At 64.7% G+C, this 20,716-nt stretch carries 20 protein-coding genes; 12 read left to right on the forward strand and 8 right to left on the reverse strand.

Features of this window, described 5'->3' with window-relative positions:
• Positions 1-243 precede the first annotated feature (243 nt).
• The 6 genes from D9R08_RS17350 to D9R08_RS17375 form a co-directional block, all read right to left on the reverse strand.
• On the reverse strand, positions 244-441 hold the full coding sequence (locus tag D9R08_RS17350; protein ID WP_121899333.1) for a DUF2065 domain-containing protein: 198 nt from the start codon (positions 439-441) through the stop codon (positions 244-246).
• A gap of 9 nt (positions 442-450) precedes the next feature.
• The gene (gene hflC / locus D9R08_RS17355) at positions 451-1,347 is read right to left on the reverse strand and encodes a protease modulator HflC (RefSeq protein WP_121899335.1); all 897 of its coding nucleotides are present in this window, start codon (positions 1,345-1,347) and stop codon (positions 451-453) included.
• Positions 1,347-2,528 carry an FtsH protease activity modulator HflK gene (gene hflK / locus D9R08_RS17360; RefSeq protein WP_121899336.1) on the reverse strand — a complete coding sequence of 394 codons (1,182 nt, stop codon included), beginning with the start codon at positions 2,526-2,528 and terminating at the stop codon, positions 1,347-1,349. The genes hflC and hflK overlap by 1 nt, the downstream gene beginning before the upstream one ends.
• A 96-nt stretch (positions 2,529-2,624) precedes the next feature.
• Positions 2,625-4,076, reverse strand: a complete 1,452-nt coding sequence (locus D9R08_RS17365; protein WP_199709425.1) for an FAD-dependent oxidoreductase — start codon at positions 4,074-4,076, stop codon at positions 2,625-2,627.
• Between the two features lie 21 nt (positions 4,077-4,097).
• Positions 4,098-4,886 (reverse strand): ribose-5-phosphate isomerase RpiA, encoded by a 789-nt coding sequence (rpiA, locus tag D9R08_RS17370; protein WP_121899339.1) that lies wholly within the window; start codon positions 4,884-4,886, stop codon positions 4,098-4,100.
• Positions 4,887-4,955: 69 nt separating this feature from the next.
• Positions 4,956-5,585 (reverse strand): thiamine diphosphokinase, encoded by a 630-nt coding sequence (locus tag D9R08_RS17375; protein WP_233557551.1) that lies wholly within the window; start codon positions 5,583-5,585, stop codon positions 4,956-4,958.
• A gap of 171 nt (positions 5,586-5,756) precedes the next feature.
• Here D9R08_RS17375 and D9R08_RS17380 point away from each other — a divergent pair, with 171 nt between their 5' ends.
• Positions 5,757-8,528, forward strand: a complete 2,772-nt coding sequence (locus tag D9R08_RS17380) for a midas domain-containing protein (RefSeq protein WP_121899340.1) — start codon at positions 5,757-5,759, stop codon at positions 8,526-8,528.
• A gap of 102 nt (positions 8,529-8,630) precedes the next feature.
• Here D9R08_RS17380 and D9R08_RS17385 read toward each other — a convergent pair whose 3' ends face one another.
• Together D9R08_RS17385 and D9R08_RS17390 are read right to left on the reverse strand one after the other, a co-directional pair.
• The gene (locus D9R08_RS17385) at positions 8,631-8,864 is read right to left on the reverse strand and encodes a DUF2842 domain-containing protein (RefSeq protein ID WP_121899341.1); all 234 of its coding nucleotides are present in this window, start codon (positions 8,862-8,864) and stop codon (positions 8,631-8,633) included.
• A 16-nt stretch (positions 8,865-8,880) separates the two neighbouring features.
• On the reverse strand, positions 8,881-10,173 hold the full coding sequence (locus tag D9R08_RS17390; RefSeq protein WP_121899343.1) for an adenylosuccinate synthase: 1,293 nt from the start codon (positions 10,171-10,173) through the stop codon (positions 8,881-8,883).
• Positions 10,174-10,400: 227 nt separating this feature from the next.
• On the opposite strand from D9R08_RS17390, the gene secG reads away from it, so the two are divergent.
• From secG to D9R08_RS17445, 11 genes are all read left to right on the forward strand, one after another.
• A complete protein-coding gene (gene secG / locus D9R08_RS17395) occupies positions 10,401-10,766 on the forward strand; it encodes a preprotein translocase subunit SecG (protein WP_121899344.1) in 366 nt (121 codons plus the stop codon).
• Between the two features lie 154 nt (positions 10,767-10,920).
• Entirely contained in the window at positions 10,921-12,564 is a 1,644-nt protein-coding gene (locus D9R08_RS17400; protein ID WP_121899428.1) for a CTP synthase, read from the forward strand.
• A gap of 325 nt (positions 12,565-12,889) precedes the next feature.
• Entirely contained in the window at positions 12,890-13,468 is a 579-nt protein-coding gene (locus tag D9R08_RS17405) for a porin family protein (protein WP_158599040.1), read from the forward strand.
• A 150-nt stretch (positions 13,469-13,618) separates the two neighbouring features.
• Positions 13,619-14,506, forward strand: a complete 888-nt coding sequence (locus D9R08_RS17410) for a PhzF family phenazine biosynthesis protein (RefSeq protein WP_121899348.1) — start codon at positions 13,619-13,621, stop codon at positions 14,504-14,506.
• 93 nt (positions 14,507-14,599) lie between these two features.
• Positions 14,600-15,043 (forward strand): tellurite resistance TerB family protein, encoded by a 444-nt coding sequence (locus tag D9R08_RS17415; protein ID WP_121899349.1) that lies wholly within the window; start codon positions 14,600-14,602, stop codon positions 15,041-15,043.
• Positions 15,040-15,762 (forward strand): phosphate/phosphite/phosphonate ABC transporter substrate-binding protein, encoded by a 723-nt coding sequence (locus D9R08_RS17420; RefSeq protein WP_121899351.1) that lies wholly within the window; start codon positions 15,040-15,042, stop codon positions 15,760-15,762. The genes D9R08_RS17415 and D9R08_RS17420 overlap by 4 nt, the downstream gene beginning before the upstream one ends.
• 120 nt (positions 15,763-15,882) lie before the next feature.
• Complete coding sequence (locus tag D9R08_RS17425) at positions 15,883-16,662, forward strand: ABC transporter ATP-binding protein (protein WP_121899352.1); 780 nt, start codon at positions 15,883-15,885, stop codon at positions 16,660-16,662.
• 26 nt (positions 16,663-16,688) lie between these two features.
• A complete protein-coding gene (locus D9R08_RS17430; RefSeq protein WP_121899353.1) occupies positions 16,689-17,417 on the forward strand; it encodes a transporter substrate-binding domain-containing protein in 729 nt (242 codons plus the stop codon).
• 123 nt (positions 17,418-17,540) lie between these two features.
• Positions 17,541-18,422: an ABC transporter permease gene (locus tag D9R08_RS17435; RefSeq protein ID WP_121899355.1), complete on the forward strand. Its 882-nt coding sequence runs from the start codon at positions 17,541-17,543 to the stop codon at positions 18,420-18,422.
• 94 nt (positions 18,423-18,516) lie between these two features.
• Positions 18,517-19,356, forward strand: coding sequence for an ABC transporter permease (locus D9R08_RS17440; protein WP_121899357.1), 840 nt, complete (start codon positions 18,517-18,519; stop codon positions 19,354-19,356).
• Positions 19,353-20,687, forward strand: coding sequence for a glutamine synthetase family protein (locus D9R08_RS17445; protein WP_121899359.1), 1,335 nt, complete (start codon positions 19,353-19,355; stop codon positions 20,685-20,687). The genes D9R08_RS17440 and D9R08_RS17445 overlap by 4 nt, the downstream gene beginning before the upstream one ends.
• Positions 20,688-20,716: the final 29 nt, after the last annotated feature.

Genomic DNA, 20,716 nt, shown 5'->3' on the forward strand with positions numbered 1-20,716 from the left:
CGCCCCTTGTCGCTGATGGGTCCTTTGGATGTTCACGGATCGTCCTCCTGTCACGCCGTAGGCGGATGTCACCCGCCCTTCGATCCATAATATTTGACCGAAGGCGGATATAATCAACCGCAGCAGGGTGGCTCAGGGATCAGATAACCGCCAGTTCGGTGTCACATAGACGTGAAGCAGTCTCGCATCCGGGCGGCCAGCCGGCAATGAGTCTCTTGCCCCGGCCCCGGTCCGCACCGTTTTTCAGCCCAGGAGACTTGTCGCCCAGGATACGAGGACGGCCCCCATCACGACTGCGAAAAAGCCGATGAGCCGGCGGGTCTCCACCGGGATCTGGGTCAGCAGGCGCATCAGGTCTTCCATCCGCGATGGGGCCAGTGCGAACACCAGCCCCTCGATCACCAGAACCATGCCGATCCCCAGAAGGATCGTCGCAAGCATCGGACAGACCTATTCCTGCGCGGGCGGCAGAAGTGTGCCCCGGGATCCGCCCAGATACTCGAAGAACTCGCCGTCCGGGCTGATCACCATGGTGGAGTTCTGCTGCCGCAGGGCGCGCTCATAGGCCGTCATCGACCGGTAGAACTCGAAGAATTCCGGGTCCTGACCGAAGGCCTCAGCGAAAATCCGGTTGCGTTCGGCATCTGCCTCACCTCGGATGATCTCCGCCTCGCGATTGGCTTCCGACACAAGCTCGACCACCGTCCGGTCCGCCTGCGCGCGCACCCTGAGCGCGGCCTCTTCACCCCGGGCGCGTTCGTCCGTCGCCTCCCGTTCGCGTTCCGCCCGCATCCGCGAGAAGGTCGCATCTAGGTTCTGGGTCGGCAGGTTGGTCTGTTTCAGACGCACATCAAGCACTTCCAGCCCAAGCGACAGCGCACGCGCGCGGGCCTGCGTGGTGATCCGCGCCATGAGCTGGGCCCGATCGGCCGAGAGGATCGTGTTGGATGTCACCCCTTCGGAACCGAGCACCGCCCGGATCTGCGGGTTCAGAATACCCTCCAGCCGCTCCTCGGCCAGGCGCATCCCGCCGACGCCCACGGCACGGCGGAACTGCTCCACATCGTTGATCCGGTAGCGTGCGAAAGCATCCACGACCAGACGCCGGTCATCGGACGGGGTCACCTCGATCGCGGCGGTGTCGAGCGACAGGATCCGGTCATCGTAGTAGACCACTTGCTGAACGATCGGGATCTTGAAGTTCAGTCCTGGCTCTTCGATGACCTGACGGATCTGACCGAACTGCAGAACCAGCGCGCGCTGCCGCTCGTCCACGATGAAGATCGAACTGAGCAGTCCGATCACCGCGACGATCAACACGGGAATGATATAAACCATACGTTTCATCAGTTGCTGCTCCCCGTGGTGGTGGTTGCTCCGGCGCCGCTGTTACGGCGCAGTTCGTTCAGCGGCAGATAAGGCACGACACCGTTCGTGCCGCCCTCGCCATTGCTGTCGAGGATGACCAGATCGACATCGCTGAAAACCCGCTCCATGGTTTCGAGATAAAGGCGTCGCCGTGTCACTTCCGGCGCTTGCTCATACTCGCCCAGCACCGCAAGGAACCGGCTCGCTTCACCCTCGGCCTCGTTCACCACCTGGGCGCGATACCCTTCGGCCTGTTCGAGAAGCTGGGCCGCCTCACCCCGCGCGCCTGCCAGAACCTGGTTGGCATAGGCATCCGCACGGCGTTCAAGCTGGTCGCGCTCCTGTTCGGCGGCCTGCACGTCGCGGAACGCGTCGATCACTTCCGATGGCGGATCGGCGCGGTCGAGGTTCAGACGAACGATATTGATACCGCTTTCATAGCTGTCGAGCGTGGACTGGATCAGTTCGCGCACCGTATCGGCGATGGCTTCCCGGTCCCGGTTCAGGATCGGCGCCAGTTGGGAGGCCGCGATGATCTCACGCATGGCCGATTCCGACACCGCGCGGACGGTCGCTTCCGGGTCGCGCAGATTGAACAGGAACTTGCTCGGATCGTTGATGTTCCAGATCACCTCGAAATCGATGTCCACGATGTTCTCGTCAGTAGTCAGCATCAGGCCTGTATCGGAGGCGCCGGACCGGTTGGTCCCGATGCTTTCCGTCCGTTCCGAGGTCACCGCGATGACTTCTGCGGTGACCACCGGCCATGGCGCAAAGTTCAGGCCCGGCTCGCCCACCTGGGAAAACGATCCCAGCAGCAATTCCACCGACTGTTCTTCGGGCCGTACCGTGTAGACCGATGTGAAGAGCCAAAGACCCAGAAGTGCGAGACCGCCGAAGATCCAGCCACGGCGCCCGATCTCAGGGAACTGACCGCCCCCGTCGCCGGAACCTCGGTTGCCGCCGCCGCGCCCGCCCATGAGCACGCGCAGCTGCTCCTGACCCTTGCGGACGATTTCGTCAATCTCGGGGATCTGCTGGCCGCCATCGCCGCCGCCGGGCCTGCGCCCGCCGCCTCGGTTATCATCACCGCCGCGATTGCCACCGCCGCTTCCGGAGCCGCCTCCGCCGCCCCATGGACCGCCGTTATTGCCAGCCATTGATGTCTATTCCCCTCATCATCACGTCTGTTGTGTGTCTATATGGGGCCTAATGGCCCCAGTTGCACGGGCAACCTGTGCGTTTTCTGCGTGAAATCAAGCCACCCGCATGGGTGCCTTCATGGTCACCAGTTCTTCGGACATCGTCGGGTGCACCGCGACCGTCCTGTCGAACTCTTCCTTGGTTGCGCCCATTTTGACCGCAATCCCAGCAAGTTGGATCATCTCGCCGGCCCCTGGCGCGACGATATGACAGCCCAGAACGGTGCGGTTTTCCTTCGAAACGACCAGTTTCATCAGCACCCGGTCGGGCCGCCCCGCAAAGGCCGATTGCATGGGGCGAAACGAGGTACAGTATATTTCCACCGGCTCCCGTTCGCGGGCCTCTTCCTCGGTCAGACCGACCGTGCCCAGTTCGGGCTGCGTGAACACCGCCGAGGGGATCAGGTCGTGATCGACCGGCGTCGGATTGCCGTTGAACACCGTCTCGACAAAGGCCATGCCCTCGCGGATTGCAACAGGGGTCAGCTGCACCCTGTTGGTCACATCGCCGATCGCATAGATCGACGGGACGGCCGTCTGACTGTAGTCATCCACCACGATCTCCCCGCGGCGGCCGATTTCCACGCCAATCTCCTCCAGCCCCATGTCCTCGGTATTGGGGTCCCGCCCGGTCGCGAACAACACCGCGTCATAGACCGCTTCGGTGCCGTTGGTCGCCTTAACCCAAACCGGCCCCGAGCCCCGAGCCGCATCCTCGCCCACCCGTTCGCCCGCGGGCGCGCCCATCGCCGCATCGCTCTCCGTGCCGGTCCAGCTCGCCGTGTGGTCTTCGCTGGCGCGGGCCATTTCCACGATATTGGTGCCCAGATGCAGGTTAACCCCTTTTTCGCGCATCATTTCGGCCACCAGCCCGCGCGCCTCGTCGTCAAAGCCGCGCAGGATCTGCGCGCCGCGATAGAATTGCGTCACCTCCACGCCCAGCCCGTTCATGATGCCCGCGAACTCGCAGGCGATGTAGCCGCCGCCGATGATCAGCAGACGTTTCGGCAGTTCGGGCAGATGGAAGATGTCGTCCGACACGATCCCCAGATGCGCATTCGCCATGTCCGGGCGTACCGGCCGCCCGCCGGTCGCCACCAGAATATGCTTCGCCGTTTTCTTCGCCCCGTCGGCCAGTTCCACCGTATGGGCATCGGCCAGACGCGCCCGGGTATCGTAGATCTCCACATCCGAGCCCTTAAGGAGGTTGCGATACACCCCTTCCAGCCGGTCGAGCTCCGAGTTCAGATGTTGGGAGAATCGCGGCCAGTCGAAGGCACCGTCCTCCAGATCCCAGCCATAGCTGCGCGCGTCGTCGAACATCTCGCGATAACCCGACGCGAAGACCATCAGCTTTTTCGGCACGCAGCCGCGGATCACGCAGGTGCCGCCCATCCGGCTGCTTTCCGCAATCGCCACCCGCGCCCCGCCCGCAGCCGCAACCCGCGCCGCGCGCACACCGCCGGACCCGCCGCCGATGACGAAAAGGTCGTAATCAAATGCCATCAGCCGGTCCTTCCCGCGCCCTTAGTCGGCGACATCGACGAACAGGTTGTCGGTGTCGACGATCTCGATCCGTTCATGTTCCACGGTGCCGTTGTTGATGTCGCGCACCTCGACCGTGCCATCGGAGTTGCCGATCACGACGATGTCGCAGATATCCAGGAACAGCCCGTTTTCCACCACACCGGGGATCTGGTTCAGAACCAGGCTCAACTGCTGCGGATTGCCGATACGGCGCAGGTGAAGGTCCAGAATATAGTTGCCTTCGTCGGTGCGAAACGGCTCGTCCATATTCAGCCGAAGCGACGCATTCCGACCCAGAACATCGATATTCGACAGCATTTCCTCGATCAGCGCCTTGGTCGTCTGCCAGCCGAACGGGATCACCTCCACCGGCAGTGGGAACGCACCCAGCGTGTCCACCTGCTTGGACGGATCGGCGATCACGATCATCTGGTCCGACGCGGTGGCGACGATCTTTTCCTGCAACAGCGCCCCGCCGCCACCCTTGATGAGGTTCAGGTTGCTGTCATATTCATCCGCCCCGTCGATCGTCAGATCCAGCCATTTGACCTCGTCCAGCGTTCTGATCGGCACACCGACCTGCCGGGCCAGATCGGCCGTCCGCGAAGAGGTGGCCACGCCCGTGACCCGGATGCCCTCCTCCCGGACGATCTCTCCCAGACAGCGCACCATCCACGCGGCGGTGGAGCCGGTGCCAAGGCCCACGCGCATCCCGTCCTCAACATAATCGACTGCCCGCTTGGCAGCCACGAATTTCGCTCGGTCGATGGGCGAAAGCTCCGCCGTCATGTTGGTATCCGTCCGTTGTTTCGGGGCCTGTTTACAGAAGCCGGTGCGGGCATGCGAGAGGAAATGACCTCAGATCAGCGCCTCCAGCGCGGCATCGAGCATCTCGCGCGGCAGGATGATCAGCATGCCGGGCCCGTCAAAGGCCATTTCGACCCGCGGCGCCACCGCCTCGTTCGAGGTGCCGATCTGCCCCCAGGGCCGGAAGTCGACCGGGCCGATCGGCCAGCGCAAACCGGTGGACCGGCCCCGGACCGGCGCCAGCGGAAACAGCGACACCCGCGTGCCCGGCGGCAGCGTCAGGGCGATCTCGGGCGGGGCATGAAAGGCGATGTCAACGCTTCCCAGCACCACGCAGGTCTTCTCGGGCCGCATCACCAGTGTGTTGTAGACCGACAGTTCATGATCGATCCGCCGGCCGGTAAAGCCAACGGCAATCACCCCCGGCGCCGCGATGTTCCGCAGGGCCTTGTCGAAATCGGTGCTGATTTGTTCATCAATATGGTGAATACTGCGCGGGTCCAGGGCGGCCCGTGCCGCCGATCCAAGCGAGTCCATGTCGCCGATCACGGCCCTGGGTCGATGACCGCTGGCCAGCGCCCGATCGGCCCCGCCATCGGCGGCCACAAGAACCGGTGCGCGGCGCAGGGCATCGGCAAGATCGGCGGGTTCATGCTGCCCCCCGCCCAATAATGTCACCAATGTGTCAGCGCGAACAATCACAGAAGGATTTGGCAAATTGTCGCCTTTTTTGAGGTTAAAGATCACCGAATGGCCCAAATACCGTCCCGTTTCCTAGGAATCAGTTTGTTACACCAAATGGCGAGATGGTAAATTCCGGCCTCGTCCGGACGAGCAGAGTGAAGTTGAGCGATGTCTGACGCAAACAAGATCTTGACCGTATCCTACGGCACATTTTCCTGCACTCTGGAGGGCTTCGAAGACCCGTTCAGTGCGATGAAAGGCATTGCCGAGTATTTCCGCGACCTTGCCGCGGAGGACCGGTATTTCGGCGCCGAGCCTCCCACGCCCGATACCGAGATGCTGCAACGCATCACCGAAGAGGCGATCAACCGCCGGGTCGAGGCGCGGATGTCCGAAACCGGGCTGATCATGCGCCCGCAGATCGAAGATGCGGTCGAAACGCCGGCCGCCGATGAGGTTGCCGTAGCAGATCGAGCGCCCATCGCGCCCGCGCCGGAGACAGCTACGGAAGACAATATAGTCGCCGAACCCGATGCGGAGGCAGACGCGCCCGAGGCCGAACCGGAAGCCTCCGACACGGAGCCTCTCGCCACCGCCACGCCGCAGCCGGACGAGCCCGAAGATGCCGCCCCTGAGGATGCCGTCCGGGGCGGCGCCGATGACGAAGATACGGAACAGCCGGCCGCGGAAGACGCGCGTCCGGTCGAAATCGTCGCAGAGACCGAGGACACGCCGGACACGGGCGACGAAACGGTCGCAGTCACACAGGAGCCGGAAGCCGAGGCCGAAGAACCCGGCGAGGCATCCGATGACATCGCCGCCATCGCCCATGATGAGACTGCGGAGGAGGAGGCGTCCGGGACGGACGCTGCCGACATAGAGACCGTCGAGAGCGAGGCCCCGGTTGAAGCCGCCGAGATTGACCAAGAGCCCGAGGATGACGGGACAGAGGATGATGGGGCCGAAGCCGAAGATGCGATGCTGGCCAGTATCGCTGCCGCCGCCGCTTCCGACGATCGGGTGGATGATCAGGCGCCGGATGCAGATATCTCCGCCGGCGGGAGCGGTAACGAGGAGGCCTTCGCCGAAACCTCCGAAGCCGGTTCATCCGAGGATATCGACTTCGCCGCCTTCTTTGCCGAGGGCGAGGGGGATGAACCCGAACTGGCCGAAGATGACGGGTTCTTCGCCGCCCAGCCCGCTGATGGTGCCGAAAGCGTCGCCGCCAAGCTGGCGCGGCTCCGTCAGGTCGTCGCCGAGGAAGACGACGGAGAGGCGCCGACCGACTGGTTCATCGAGGATCAGGACAGCGATACCGCCGATGACGCCCCCGAGGCCGAGGCCTTTGCCGAAGCGTCACAGGACATGGCCGACGACCTGCCCGAAGCGGAAACCGCAGAGGATGCAGAGGACGAGGCGCAGGCAGCGGCCGCATCTGACGAGGGCGCGTCGGAGACCGGTGCCGAAAGCACCGACACCGAGGCGCAGGCCGACACCGCGCCCGAAGATGCGATCCGGGCGGAGATCACCGTCCTGCGCGCCAACCGGGACGATACCGCCGCCGCAGCGGACGCCACCGAAGACATACCGGTCGAAGGCATGCCCGCCGAAGATCATGCGGAGGCCGCGCTCAGCGCCGAGGCGGAAGCGGAGTTGCAGGCCGAACTGGCCGCGATCGAACGCGAACGTCAGGCGCAGGAAGAACAGCGCGCCTCCCGGCGGCGCCAGTTTGCCGATCCCGACGAGCGCGAAGAGGCGGATGCCGAGGTCAGCCGTCTGTTCGAGGCCACCGCCAGCCGTCTGGAAACCGAGGAAACCAACCGCCGCCGCGCCAATATCGAACATCTCAAGGCCGCCGTCGCCGCGCGGAGCGCGGAGGACAAACTCGGCGGCAGTGACAGCACCCATTCCGATCATACCGCGGACTACCGCGACGATCTGGCCCGCGTCATGCGCCCGCGCAGGGTGCGCGTGGATGGTACCCGCCGCCCCCGGGCCGAAAATCGGCCCGCGCCGCTCGTGCTTGTCTCCGAACAGCGGATCGATAGCGCGCGCGACACCGGCGGCGACGCGCCTGCCGCTCCCGCGCGGCCGCGCCGCGTGACCTCCGGCAGCCTTGCGCTGGCCGATCACGACGACGAGGCACGGATGCAGGGCCCGCTCCGCCTGAACGAGGAGAACCGGGCCGAGACCCAGACGCTCGCGGAACCGACCCCGGAGTTTGCCGAGACCGACCGCGCCGACACCGCACCGCGGCACCGCGACGACCGGCACGCACCGCGCAAGATCGCGTCAAGTCTTGCCGATCTGGCGGCCCGCGCCGGCCAGATCATCGGCGCGGCCAGTTCCCGCAGGCGCGCGGAGTTCATCGAAGAGGACGCGACAGCCGCGGAGACAGGGTATCTCGCGGAGCCGGAGCGGGAGCGGGACATGGCCCCGCATCAGACCCACCGCGCCGATGCCGCAACCGACGAGATCGCGCCGGTCGACAGACCCCGGCAGGACACGCCCCTCCCGGCGGAGCCCGAGAGCGATTACGACGATCTGGCAGATGATCTGTCCGACACCGGCGCATGGGCCGAGGATCAGACGGATGCGTCTGCCCGGCCCGCGGCGGACACCACCAACACGCCGGACACCGAGGAGACGGACCCAGCCGCGCAGCCAGCGACCGGTTTCCCCGCCTATCTGGCCAAACACGATGCCAGCACCGTGCAGGACAAGATGGAACTGGCCGCCGCCTATATCACTCATGAAGAGGGGCGTACCGTTTTCGGCCGCCCCGATCTCGTGCGGCATCTGTCAGCCACGGGCGACGACCCGGCCGACCGGGAAGAGGGGCTGCGCGCCTTCGGCATCCTGCTGCGCGACCGTCTGATCAAGAAGGTCGGCCGTGGCGAATACAGGCTGACCCGCCGGTCCCGCTACTTCCGTCCCTGAGCAAACCTGCCAGGCACCGGAACGACCCCATGCCTCTCCCTCGGGGCATGGGGTTGCTTGTCTCTTTGCTTTGAATTCTGAAGCGTATCCGCGCCGCGAGGCCTACCGGTCTTCGGGCGATGCGGCATCCGGGTCCGCCTGACCGACGCCCCTGAACACCGCCTTGAAGGGCAGCGCCCAGAGAATTCCCAGGACCACATAGATCGCGAGTTCGACCAGCACCGGGGGCCGCTCGATCAGGCTGACCACGAACCATGCCGCCGCGATATAAAGCGGCAGCCCAAGCAGCAGGATCAGCAGCGACAGCCGCCGTCTGGTCTTGTAGCTCAAGGCCATGGGTCGCCCTCCTTCTTCAATCGGCAAACGGATCGGTCACAAGGATCGTGTCCTCGCGCTCCGGCGAGGTTGACAGTAGGGCGACCGGGCACTGGATCAACTCCTCGATCCGGCGGACATATTTCACCGCCTCGCCCGGAAGATCGGCCCAGGAGCGGGCGCCCGCGGTGCTGTCGGACCAGCCTTTCATCGTCTCATAGATCGGGGTCACGCGTGCCTGCTGCTCGGATGCGATCGGCAGATAATCCAGTCGTTCCCCGTCCAGCTCGTAGCCGACACAGATTTTCAGCTCCTCGAACCCGTCCAGAACATCCAGCTTCGTCAGTGAGATACCGTTCACGCCCGAGGTTGCGCAGGTCTGGCGCACCAGCACCGCGTCGAACCAGCCGCAGCGACGCTTGCGCCCGGTGGTGGTGCCGAACTCGTGGCCCTGTTCGCCAAGGCGCTGGCCATCCCCGTCGAACAGTTCGGTCGGGAACGGGCCCTCGCCCACACGGGTCGTGTAGGCCTTGACGATGCCCAGCACGAAATCGATCGAACCCGGGCCGACGCCCACGCCGGTGGCGGCCTGCCCGGCGATGACGTTGGAGGAGGTCACGAACGGGTAGGTTCCGAAATCGATATCCAGAAGCGCGCCCTGCGCCCCCTCGAAGAGAATGCGCTTGCCCGCGCGGCGCGCCTCGTTCAGCACCTTCCAGACCGGTTTCGCATAAGGCAGGACCAGCGGCGCCACCGCGCGGAGCGATGCCAGCAGCGCGTCGCGGTCCACCGGGTCCAGCCCCAGCCCCCGGCGCAGCGCGTCGTGATGGACCAGCGCGCGATCCACGCGCAGTTCCAGCGTTGCGTCATCCGCCAGGTCGGCGACGCGCACCGACCGGCGCCCCACCTTGTCTTCATAGGCCGGGCCGATCCCGCGCCCGGTGGTGCCGATCTTGGCCACGCTGTTCTGGCTTTCCCGCGCCCGGTCAAGCTCTCCGTGGATGGGCAGGATCAGCGGCGTGTTCTCGGCCACCATCAGGGTTTCGGGTGTGATCTCGACGCCCTGGCCGCGGATCCCCTCGATTTCCTCCATCAGATGCCACGGATCCAGCACCACGCCGTTGCCGATGACCGACAGCTTGCCGCCGCGCACCACGCCCGAGGGCAGCGCGTGCAGCTTGTAGACCTCGCCGTCGATCACCAGTGTGTGGCCTGCATTGTGCCCGCCCTGAAACCGCGCGATCACATCGGCGCGTTCGCTGAGCCAGTCGACGATCTTGCCCTTGCCCTCGTCGCCCCATTGCGCGCCGACAACCACCACATTGGCCATGTTCCGAAACCCCGTAGTCGTGAAACCGGTGCCGGTATAGCCGTGTGCGCCCGGGGGCGAAACCTGTTTGTTTCGCGCCACGCAAGCTGCCGCCCAAAGAGCGCCGCGCGCAGAAAATGATTGCGCAATCAGCGGCTTTTCATCCTATGGTTGCGCTATCCGCCCTTGCGGCGGCCTGTCGCATCTCATAAGTAGGCACCGACCAAAATCAGGCAGAAGACCCGCCCATGGAAAACATCATCCTCGTCATTCACCTGATCCTCGCCATCTGCCTGATCGGCGTTGTGCTTTTGCAGCGCTCCGAAGGGGGCGGTCTGGGGATCGGCGGGGGTGGCGGTGTGATGACCGGGCGGCAGGCGGCAACTGCACTCGGCAAGCTGACCTGGGCCTTCGCCATCGCGTTTCTGGCGACCTCGATCACGCTGACGATCATCGCAACGCAGAACTCTGCCTCCGACTCCGTGCTCGACCAGTTGGGAATTGAAGCGCCCGCCGATGACGATGCCGGCGATGCACTGCTGCCGCCCGCCTCGCCCCTGTTGCCGCCCAGTTCTGGCGAAGCACCGGCCCTTCCACCCCGCGCAGATGAATAAATCTGGGGTTTCCGCCCCGTCAGTTTACATCATGTAGCGTTTTTCTTGTCCTTTCTGGGCGAATCCTGTTATTCTTAAATCCCGTGATAGACGGATTCGGATGGGCGCCGGACGGCAGGGTTTGGTCCATCCTCACGGGGAGTTTCAAGATCAGATGGCGCGTTTTATCTTCATCACCGGCGGTGTTGTGTCGTCGCTTGGCAAGGGCCTTGCCTCGGCAGCGCTCGGTGCCTTGCTTCAGGCGCGGGGCTACACGGTGCGGCTGCGCAAGCTCGATCCCTATCTGAACGTCGACCCCGGCACGATGAGCCCGTTCGAACATGGCGAGGTGTTCGTCACCGATGACGGCGCTGAAACCGATCTCGATCTGGGCCATTACGAACGCTTCACCGGCGTGGCCGCGCGCAATACCGACAGCGTCAGTTCCGGGCGGATCTATTCCAACGTTCTGGAGAAGGAACGTCGCGGCGACTATCTCGGCAAGACCATTCAGGTGATTCCCCACGTCACGAACGAGATCAAGGATTTCATCTCCATCGGTGAGGATGAGGTCGATTTCATGCTCTGCGAAATCGGCGGCACCGTCGGTGATATCGAAGGGCTGCCGTTTTTCGAAGCGATCCGGCAGTTCGGCCAGGACAAGCCGCGCGGCCAATGCGTTTTCATGCATCTCACGCTGCTGCCCTATATCAAGGCCTCGGGCGAGCTGAAGACCAAACCTACCCAGCACAGCGTCAAGGAAATGCGCTCCATCGGTCTGGCCCCGGATATACTGGTCTGCCGTTCCGAAGGGCCGATCCCGGAAAAGGAGCGCGAGAAACTCGCGCTGTTCTGCAATGTGCGGCCCGATGCGGTCATTGCCGCGCAGGATCTGAAATCCATCTACGAGGCGCCGCTCGCCTATCATCGGGAGGGCATGGATCAGGCTGTGCTGGATGCGTTCGGCATCGCGCCGGCCCCGAAGCCCAATCTGGACGTCTGGGAAGACGTGGCCGACCGCATCCACAATCCCGAGGGCGAGGTGCGCGTCGCCATCGTGGGCAAATATACCCAGCTTGAAGACGCATATAAGTCGATTGCCGAGGCGCTGACCCATGGCGGCATGGCCAACCGCGTCCGCGTGGTGGCCGAATGGATAGACGCGGAGATCTTCGAGCGTGAAGACCCCGCCCCCTGGCTTGAAGGCTTTCACGCCATTCTGGTGCCCGGCGGCTTCGGCGAACGCGGGACCGAAGGCAAGATCAAGGCTGCGGAGTTCGCCCGCACCCGCAAGATCCCCTATCTCGGCATCTGTCTGGGCATGCAGATGGCAGTGATCGAAGCCGCCCGCAATCTGGCCGATCTGGGCGATGCCGGATCGGAGGAGTTCGACCATGAGGCCGGAAAGAAGCGTTTCACGCCGGTGGTTTATCACCTGAAGGAATGGGTGCAGGGCAATCACAAGGTCAAGCGAAAGCCCGGCGACGACAAGGGCGGCACCATGCGCCTTGGCGCCTATGACGCCGTTCTGACCGAAGGCACCAAGGTGGCCGAAGTCTACGGTAACACCGCGATCGAGGAACGCCACCGCCACCGCTATGAGGTGGATATCCGCTATCGCGATGCGCTTGAAAAGCAGGGGCTCATCTTCTCCGGCATGTCGCCGGACGGTCGCCTGCCCGAGATTGTCGAGGTCAAGGATCACCCGTGGTTCATCGGCGTTCAGTTCCACCCCGAACTGAAATCGAAACCCTTCGCGCCGCATCCGCTGTTTCGGGATTTCGTGCGCGCCGCCAAGGACAATTCGCGACTGGTCTAGCGCGCCCCCAGCACCCCCCGGCGCGTCGCCGCACCGGCCGAGGCGTCCCTCCCTCACCAGACGCCCGCGTCCAGTCCGGCACCGCGCCGCCGCCCCCGCGATTGGATCTTGCCGAAAATCGTTCTGCCCGTGCCCGGCCCCTGCCCTCTGCCTCTCTGGCGGCATGACCGGCTGCCCCTTGCCCGACTGCCGGCCTGTTGCGGAAATGCAACCAATTTGGACCCGGACACGCGCAGGCGACATCGCTTTGAACCTTCACATCCCCCCGCCCGTCCCAAGACAGAGCTGTCGCAGTTTCGCCCAGCTCGAAATGGAGACTTGGTTAATGCAAAAAATTCTCAAAACACTTGGCTTGGCGACAGCCTGTTCCCTGACCCTGGCCACCGCATCCTTGGCGCAGGACGCCCTGCAGTGGCAGGGGTTTTACGGCGGTTTGCAGGCAAACTCGATCAGCCCCGAAATCGATGGACTTTTCATCCCGCTCGGCAGCGGTCAGAGCGTCGGCGTCTTCGGCGGATACAACCACGCGGTGGGGGATCACTTCGTCATCGGCGGCGAGCTGAACTACAACTCGGATACCAGCATCGAGATCACCCCCGCCATGGATCTGACGCTTGAAGGGCTGCTCACCATTCGTGCGCGCGCGGGCTATGCCATTGGCAACGCCCTGTTTTACGGCTCTCTCGGCTATGCGCAGACGGATGTGTCGATCACCGGCGCACCCTTCACGCTGGAGGCGGACGGCGCCATTTTCGGGCTGGGCGTGGAGGCGATGCTGACAAGCAACATCTCGGCCCGGATCGAATACATCCGCTCGGATATGGATCTGAGCGGCGGACCGATCCCGCCGGGCACGAATGTGAATGCCGACAGCGTGACCATGGGCATCGCCTACCATTTCTGATGCCTTCGGCACCCTTGGAAACGGGGCGCGGCGGTCGCGCGCCCCGTTTCCCGCGCTTGCGCCACGCGGGCGGCATCGAACGGGCCTTGCCAATCTCTCCCCGCCGGATCAATCCTGCATATACGAGGCCCCGACCGGATCAGACGCATAATGCTGCACTACGCCACCTATGACGTCTTCACGGACACCGCATTCGCCGGAAACCCGCTCGCAATCGTGGAGCAGGCCGATGCGCTCGGCACCGCGCAGATGCAGGCTCTGGCGCGCGAGTTCAATCTCAGCGAAACCATCTTCGTGCAGACCCCGGACGACCCCGCCCACACCGCCAAGGTCCGCATCTTCTTTCCCACCGCCGAAATCCCCTTCGCCGGGCATCCCACCATTGGCTGCGCGATCCACCTGGCCAGCACCGCACAGCCCGCCGGCGACTTCGAGACGCTGATCACCTTGGAAGAGGTTGTGGGCCTTGTCCCGGTCACCGTCACCCGCCGGGGGCAAAGCATTACCGCCGAACTGACCGCGCCGAAAATCCCCGTCCCCCATCCCGGCACCGCCGATCCGGCCCTGATCGCCGCCGCTCTGGGTCTGCCCCGGGCCGCGATCGGCCCGCACAACCCCGGCATTTGGCAGGGTGGGCCGGCCTTTCTCTATGCGCCCGTCGCCGATCTTGGCGCGCTTGCCCGCGCCCGCCCGGTTGAGCCGCAGTGGTCCGAGCTGATGGAGGCCGCGGATGTGGACAGCGCCTATCTCTACACCGCCAACGGCACCGGCTATCGCGCGCGCATGTTCTCCCCCACCGCCGGCATCCAAGAAGACCCCGCCACCGGATCTGCAAGCGCGATCCTCGCGGGCCAGCTTCTGGCCAATGGCGCGCTGACGGACGGCACCACCGTCACCGATCTGCGTCAGGGGGTCGAAATGGGCCGCCCCAGCGCCATCCGGCTGACGACGGAGATCGCCGGCGCACGGATCGTTGCGATCCGCATCGCAGGCGGGGCCGTTCCGATCTCTCACGGGCAGATCCGCGCGCCGGGGTGAGCCTTGCACCTCCTGACCGTTCCGGCAGGGGGCATTAGGTCCGATGATTAAAGCGCGCTTTACGAATGCAGGCCAAGACCCATATGAAGGCCCATGTTTGGTGATTTTCTGCGCCGATTGACGGCCCCCGACCCTGAACCGATGTCGCAACCCGACGCCAGCCTGGCGCTGGCAGCACTTCTGGTGCGCATCGCGCGCACCGATGGCGATTACGCCCAAGCCGAGATCGACCGGATCGACAGGCTCCTGGCCAGCCGTTACGGGCTGTCGCCATTCGAAGCCAGCAAGCTGAGAACCGAGGCGGAAACCCTGGAGTCCGAAGCCCCGGACACGGTCCGCTTCACCCGGGCGATCAAGGATGCCGTTCCCTATGAAAACCGCAAGGAAGTGGTCGAGACCTTGTGGGAAATCGTTCTGGCCGACGGTGTGCGCGACGATGACGAAGACGCGCTGATGCGGCTGGTGGCCCCGATGCTTGGCGTCAATGACATGGACAGCAATCTGGCCCGCCAAAGGGTGGATGCGCGGCGGGAATGATCGCGGCCCTGCCCATGTACGACCGGGTGGAAATCCGGGACGCGACAGACAGGCTCTGGGCGCTGATCCGCGATGCGCTGCGCAGGCTCGGTCTCGATGCGCCGGCCGCGCTGACCCGCGGCACGGACCCCTGGGAGATCTGGCAAAGCCCCGATCTGATCCTTGCGCAGACCTGCGGACTGCCCTATCGCGCCCGTCTCGCGCCCCATGTCACACTGGTGACCACCCCCGACTACGCGCTGCCCGGCTGTCCGCCCGGCCATTACAACAGCGTCATCGTGGCCCGCAGCGCCGAGCCCGGGCCGAGGCCCGCGGTGAACGACGCGCTCAGCCAGTCGGGCTGGGCCGCGCTCAGCACATGGGCCGCGGCGACCGGGCACCGTCTTGACGCACCGCTGATGACCGGCGCGCATGAGGCCTCCGCCCGCGCAGTGGCCGAAGCCCGGGCCGATCTGGCCGCGATCGACGCGCAGACATGGCGGCTGCTGACCCGCCACGCCCCCTTCACAGCCGATCTGGTCGAGGTGGCGCGCACCGCGCCGACGCCCGGCCTGCCGCTCATCACCGCCAGATCGCAAAGCGCCGCCCCGATCCGCGCCGCGCTGGACAGCGCATTGGCCGCCCTCGGCCCCACGGACCGGGCGGCGCTCGGCCTCCGGGGCTTTTCCGATATCCCCGAATCGGCCTACCTGGCGCAACCCATTCCGCCCAAACCCTAGGCGTCTGCCCTGTTTTTCCGCAGAATCGGCCACCTCCCCCAAGGTCATCGGCCACGAATCCGTTGCAATCACCCTGATTCTCATGACAACTCTCCAAAACAACAGGGATCCTGCGCAAACGTGACCTCTGCCACACCCCCGGTGATCGAAATCACTGGTCTGCACAAAAGTTTCGGCGCCCTTGAGGTGCTGCGAGGTGTCGACTTATGCGCCTCGGCGGGCGATGTCGTGTCCCTGATCGGCTCCTCGGGATCCGGGAAATCCACGCTGCTGCGCTGTGCGAACCTGCTTGAGGACAGCCAGGAGGGCGAGATCCGCTTCGAGGGGGAGGCAGTGGAATGGCGCGGCACCGGTCACCAGCGCCGCCCCGCCAATCCGGCGCAGGTCACCCGGATCCGGACCAATCTGTCGATGGTGTTCCAGCAGTTCAACCTCTGGGCGCATATGTCGATCCTGCAAAATGTGATGGAGGCCCCGGTCACCGTGCTGGGCGAGGACAGGGCCGAGGTCGAAGCCCGCGCCCGCGCGCTGCTGGACAAGGTCGGGATTGGCGCGAAATGCGAGGCATGGCCGGCCCAGCTTTCGGGCGGCCAGCAGCAACGCGCCGCGATTGCACGGGCACTCTGCATGCAGCCGCGTGCACTTCTGTTCGATGAGCCGACCTCGGCCCTCGACCCGGAGCTTGAGCAGGAAGTTGTCAAGGTTATCAAGGATCTGGCAAACGAAGGCAGGACGATGATACTGGTCACCCATGACATGCGGCTGGCCCGCGATGTCAGCGATCACGTCATTTTCCTGCATCAGGGCCGCATCGAAGAAGAAGGCCCCCCCGAGCAGCTTTTCGGCGCGCCCAGATCGACGCGCCTTCAGCAATTCCTCAGTCACGGCCAGGCCGCCTGAGACAATATCAACCAGGGAGTACCAAAATGAAAAATATCATTCTGTCCGCCACACTTCTGGCAATGTCCGCGGGCGCCGCGCTCGCCGATGCCCATTCGGTCGTCCGCATGGGCACCGAAGGCGCCTACCCCCCCTACAACTTCATCAACGACGATGGCGAAGTGGACGGGTTCGAGCGGGTTTTGGGCGATGAGCTTTGCGCCCGCGCCGAACTGACCTGCGAGTGGGTCCTGAACGACTGGGATTCGATCATCCCCAACCTGACCTCGGGCAATTACGACACCATCATCGCCGGCATGAGCATCACCGATGAACGGGACGAGGTGATCGATTTCACCCAGAACTACATCCCGCCCGCCTCGTCTCTCTTCGTGGCGCTCAGCGAAGACGCCGATCTCGAAGGCGGCGTGATCGCGGCGCAGACCAACACGATCCAGGCTGGCTACATCGCCGAAACCGGCGCGACGCTTCTTGAATTCGCGACCCCTGACGAAACCGTGGCCGCCGTGCGCAACGGCGAGGCCGACGCGGTTTTCGCCGATGGCGATTTCCTTCTGCCGATCGCGAATGAAGACGCCGATCTGATGGTCGTCGGCGACCCGGTGCAACTGGGCGGCGGCGTCGGTATGGGTCTCCGCGAAACCGATACCGAACTGCGCGAGGCGTTCAACGCCGCCATCCAGTCGATGAAGGATGACGGCACGCTGAACGCGCTGATCATCGAGTGGTTCGGCGAGGAAGCGGCAACCTTCTGATCAAGGGCGGGACGGGGGCGCCGGGGCTGATTTGATCGCCCGGGCGCCCTTGTCCGGATACCGTCCGCACCGCCATCCGCCCCGGCCCGCCCGCAGGGCCCGCACCAAGGAAGCTGAGGCGCAATGTTCGAATTCTGCGAAGATCCCAGCGCTTTGGAAACCGCCAGATGGTTCGCCTGCTACCTGACCAACGGGGTGCATTTCCGGTTCTATCAGAGCTTTCTGACGGTTCTGCTCCTGCTGGCCATCACCGCGCCCGTGGCGCTTGTCTTCGGTTTTGCCGGGGCGATGGCGTCGCGTTCCCATGTCGCGCCACTGCGCTGGATCGGCAAGACCTACACCGCGATGGTGCGCGGTGTGCCCGATATCGCGTTCTTCCTGTTCTTCGTCATCGCGCTCGATCAGGCGCTGGAATGGCTGGCCCATCAGGCCGCCTGCCCCGACTGGACCGATCCGATCAGGCAGGGCGCGAATTTCATCGTCTGCGACGCGGCCAAGATCCCGCAAAGCAATGCGCCCCAGTGGGTTCATGAGGCGTATAACTTCAGTATCGCGGTGTTCACCTTCGCCATCGTCTTCGGTGCCTTCGCGGCCAATGTGCTTTTCGGCGCCATGCGCGCCGTGCCGCGCGCGCAGCTTGAAACCGGCGAGGCCTATGGCATGACCCGGCGGCAGACATTCTGGCGCATCCTCGTCCCGCAGATGTGGATCTACGCGCTGCCCGGGCTCTCCAATCTCTGGATGATCCTGATCAAGGCGACCCCGCTTCTGTTCCTGCTGGGGGTAGAGGATATCGTCTACTGGGCCCGCGAACTTGGCGGCTCCAGAACCTCGCAATACCAGTATCCGCATCCCGACTGGCGTCTGTGGTATTTTCTGGGCCTGCTCGTCTTCTATCTCGGGATGACGCGGATTTCGGAAATCCTGCTTGGCCGTCTGACCCGCAGACTGTCGCGCGGGCAGGCCACGATGGCCGGCGAAGACCAGCGCAAGGCGGTCGCATGACCGGGCCGGGCCGGGCATCAGAGGCGCGCGGGCCCGTCGCCGCGGCGGGAGCGGCGCGGCGCGTTGGCCCTGGCGCTGCCGGAGAGGTCCGCCGATGAGCTGCCTTCAAACCATACAGGATTACGGCCTCCGCTCGCTCGGCTATGGGGAACGTCTGCTGCCGCGCGGTGATATCACGCTGTGCGAGCAGTTCACCCTGATCGGCTCGGGGATGATCTGGAACGTCTATTTCGGCGCGCTGGCCCTGATGTCTGGGTTCTTTTTCGCGGTCGCGCTTGCCGTGGCCAAGAACAGCCGCCCCTGGATCACGCGCAAACCGGCGGAATGGTTCATCTTCATCTTCCGCGGCTCGCCGCTCTTCATCCAGTTCTTTCTGGCCTACGAGACCTTCGTGCTGCTGCCGCGGGTCGGCATCGACATCAATCTCGGCTTTGCGGAGATCACCGCCGAAACGCGCTGGTTCGCGCGGGCGTGGCTGGGGGCGCTGATCGTGCTCTTTCTCAACACCTCCGCCTATGCGGCGGAGATCTTCTATGGCGCGCTCCGCTCCGTGCCCAAGGGCGATCTGGAGGCCGCCGACGCCTATGGCCTGACCGGATGGACGCGCTTCCGCCGCGTGGTGTTCCCCACAACCATGCGTCTGGCATGGCCCTCCTACACGAATGAGGCGATTTTCCTCTTCCACGCCACGACGCTGGTCTACTTCTCCGGCTTTCCGGCCTTCCAGCAAAAGGGTGACGCGCTCTATTACGCGCAGTATTTCGCAGACAGGACCTTCAACCCCTTCATCCCCTACCCCATCGTGGCGGGCTATTTCGTGATCCTGACATTGTGCATCATCATGCTGTTCGGCATGATCAATGCCCGTCTCAACCGCCACCTGCCCTCCGAAACCCGCAGCAAGCTGCGCTATCGCCCGAACCTGATCCGATGAGCGACTATCTGGCCGACCATCCCGAGGTGAAATCGATCCGCGTCGCCGCCGCCGATCTGAATGGTCAGGCCCGCGGCAAGCGCATCGCCCGGCGCTTTGCGGGCAAGGTGGCCGAAGAGGGTACGCGCTTTCCCTATTCGGTGATGAATCTCGACATCTGGGGCGAGGATATCGACGACAGCCCCCTTGTCTTCGAGGCCGGCGACCCCGATGGCGTCCTGCGGCCGACCGAGCGCGGGTTCCTGCCCATGCCGTGGCTCTCCGCGCCCTCGGCGCTGCTGCCGATCTGGATGTTCCACGAGGATGGCCGCCCCTATGACGGGGATCCGCGTCAGGCGCTGGCCCATGTGCTGGCCCGCTACACCGCGCGGGGCCTGACGCCCGTGGTCGCGACCGAACTGGAATTCTACATCATCGACGACCGCGGCCCGGATCTCAGGGTGCCGAAATCGCCCGTTTCGGGCAAACGCCGCCATCAGGCAGAAACGCTGGCCATGCGGCAGCTCGATGCGTTCGATATCTTCTTCACCGATCTCTACGACGCCTGCGAGGCGATGGATATCCCCGCCGACACCGCCATTTCCGAGGCCGGCCCGGGCCAGTTCGAGATTAACCTGATGCACCAGCCCGACGCGATGAAGGCCGCCGACGATGCCTGGCTCTTCAAGGTGATGGTGCGCGGGCTGGCGCGCAAGCACGGGTTCGCTGCCAGTTTCATGGCCAAACCCTATGCGGATTACTCCGGCAACGGCCTGCACAGCCATTTCTCCGTCCTCGACGCCGATGGCCGCAACATCTTCGATGACGGCGGCCCGGAGGGATCGGCCGCATTGCGCCATGCGGTTGCCGGATGCCTCGCCGCGATGCCGGGCTCGATGCTGATCTTCGCGCCCCATGCCTCCAGCTACGATCGCTTCGTGGCCGGGGCGCACGCGCCCACCGGCATCGCCTGGGGCTACGAAAACCGCACAACCGCACTGCGTATTCCGGCGGGCGCGCCCGCCGCACGACGGATCGAACACCGCGTCGCCGGCGGCGATATCAATCCCTATCTCTTCATCGCGGCGATCCTCGGCGCGGCGCTGAACGGGATCGAGGATGCCGCGATGCCCCCGGCCGCGGTGACCGGCAACGCCTATGGCCAGAGCCTCGCGCAATTGCCGACCTCATGGGGTGCCGCGATCGACAGCTTTGCCGCCTGCCCCCAGATCCCGCGGATCTTCCGGCCCGAACTGGTCACCAATCTGCTGGCCACCAAACGGCAGGAACGCCACTACATGGCCGAACTCAGCCCCGAGGAGCAGACGCAGCTCTATCTCGATACGGTCTGACGCCTCTTGCCGCCGCCCCGGCGCAGGCA

This window comes from Rhodophyticola porphyridii, assembly GCF_003688285.1.
GTDB lineage: Bacteria > Pseudomonadota > Alphaproteobacteria > Rhodobacterales > Rhodobacteraceae > Rhodophyticola > Rhodophyticola porphyridii.

What these genes read in the sequence shown, in the direction of transcription:
- D9R08_RS17430 (WP_121899353.1), top strand. Translation starts at nt 16,689, where the DNA reads ATGAAAAATATCATTCTGTCCGCCACACTTCTGGCAATGTCCGCGGGC.
- D9R08_RS17440 (WP_121899357.1), top strand. Translation starts at nt 18,517, where the DNA reads ATGAGCTGCCTTCAAACCATACAGGATTACGGCCTCCGCTCGCTCGGC.
- secG (WP_121899344.1), top strand. Translation starts at nt 10,401, where the DNA reads ATGGAAAACATCATCCTCGTCATTCACCTGATCCTCGCCATCTGCCTG.
- D9R08_RS17410 (WP_121899348.1), top strand. Translation starts at nt 13,619, where the DNA reads ATGCTGCACTACGCCACCTATGACGTCTTCACGGACACCGCATTCGCC.
- hflC (WP_121899335.1), bottom strand. Translation starts at nt 1,347, where the DNA reads ATGAAACGTATGGTTTATATCATTCCCGTGTTGATCGTCGCGGTGATC.
- D9R08_RS17435 (WP_121899355.1), top strand. Translation starts at nt 17,541, where the DNA reads ATGTTCGAATTCTGCGAAGATCCCAGCGCTTTGGAAACCGCCAGATGG.
- D9R08_RS17380 (WP_121899340.1), top strand. Translation starts at nt 5,757, where the DNA reads ATGTCTGACGCAAACAAGATCTTGACCGTATCCTACGGCACATTTTCC.
- D9R08_RS17385 (WP_121899341.1), bottom strand. Translation starts at nt 8,864, where the DNA reads ATGGCCTTGAGCTACAAGACCAGACGGCGGCTGTCGCTGCTGATCCTG.
- D9R08_RS17415 (WP_121899349.1), top strand. Translation starts at nt 14,600, where the DNA reads ATGTTTGGTGATTTTCTGCGCCGATTGACGGCCCCCGACCCTGAACCG.
- D9R08_RS17405 (WP_158599040.1), top strand. Translation starts at nt 12,890, where the DNA reads ATGCAAAAAATTCTCAAAACACTTGGCTTGGCGACAGCCTGTTCCCTG.
- D9R08_RS17365 (WP_199709425.1), bottom strand. Translation starts at nt 4,076, where the DNA reads ATGGCATTTGATTACGACCTTTTCGTCATCGGCGGCGGGTCCGGCGGT.
- D9R08_RS17445 (WP_121899359.1), top strand. Translation starts at nt 19,353, where the DNA reads ATGAGCGACTATCTGGCCGACCATCCCGAGGTGAAATCGATCCGCGTC.
- rpiA (WP_121899339.1), bottom strand. Translation starts at nt 4,886, where the DNA reads ATGACGGCGGAGCTTTCGCCCATCGACCGAGCGAAATTCGTGGCTGCC.
- D9R08_RS17420 (WP_121899351.1), top strand. Translation starts at nt 15,040, where the DNA reads ATGATCGCGGCCCTGCCCATGTACGACCGGGTGGAAATCCGGGACGCG.
- hflK (WP_121899336.1), bottom strand. Translation starts at nt 2,528, where the DNA reads ATGGCTGGCAATAACGGCGGTCCATGGGGCGGCGGAGGCGGCTCCGGA.
- D9R08_RS17400 (WP_121899428.1), top strand. Translation starts at nt 10,921, where the DNA reads ATGGCGCGTTTTATCTTCATCACCGGCGGTGTTGTGTCGTCGCTTGGC.
- D9R08_RS17350 (WP_121899333.1), bottom strand. Translation starts at nt 441, where the DNA reads ATGCTTGCGACGATCCTTCTGGGGATCGGCATGGTTCTGGTGATCGAG.
- D9R08_RS17390 (WP_121899343.1), bottom strand. Translation starts at nt 10,173, where the DNA reads ATGGCCAATGTGGTGGTTGTCGGCGCGCAATGGGGCGACGAGGGCAAG.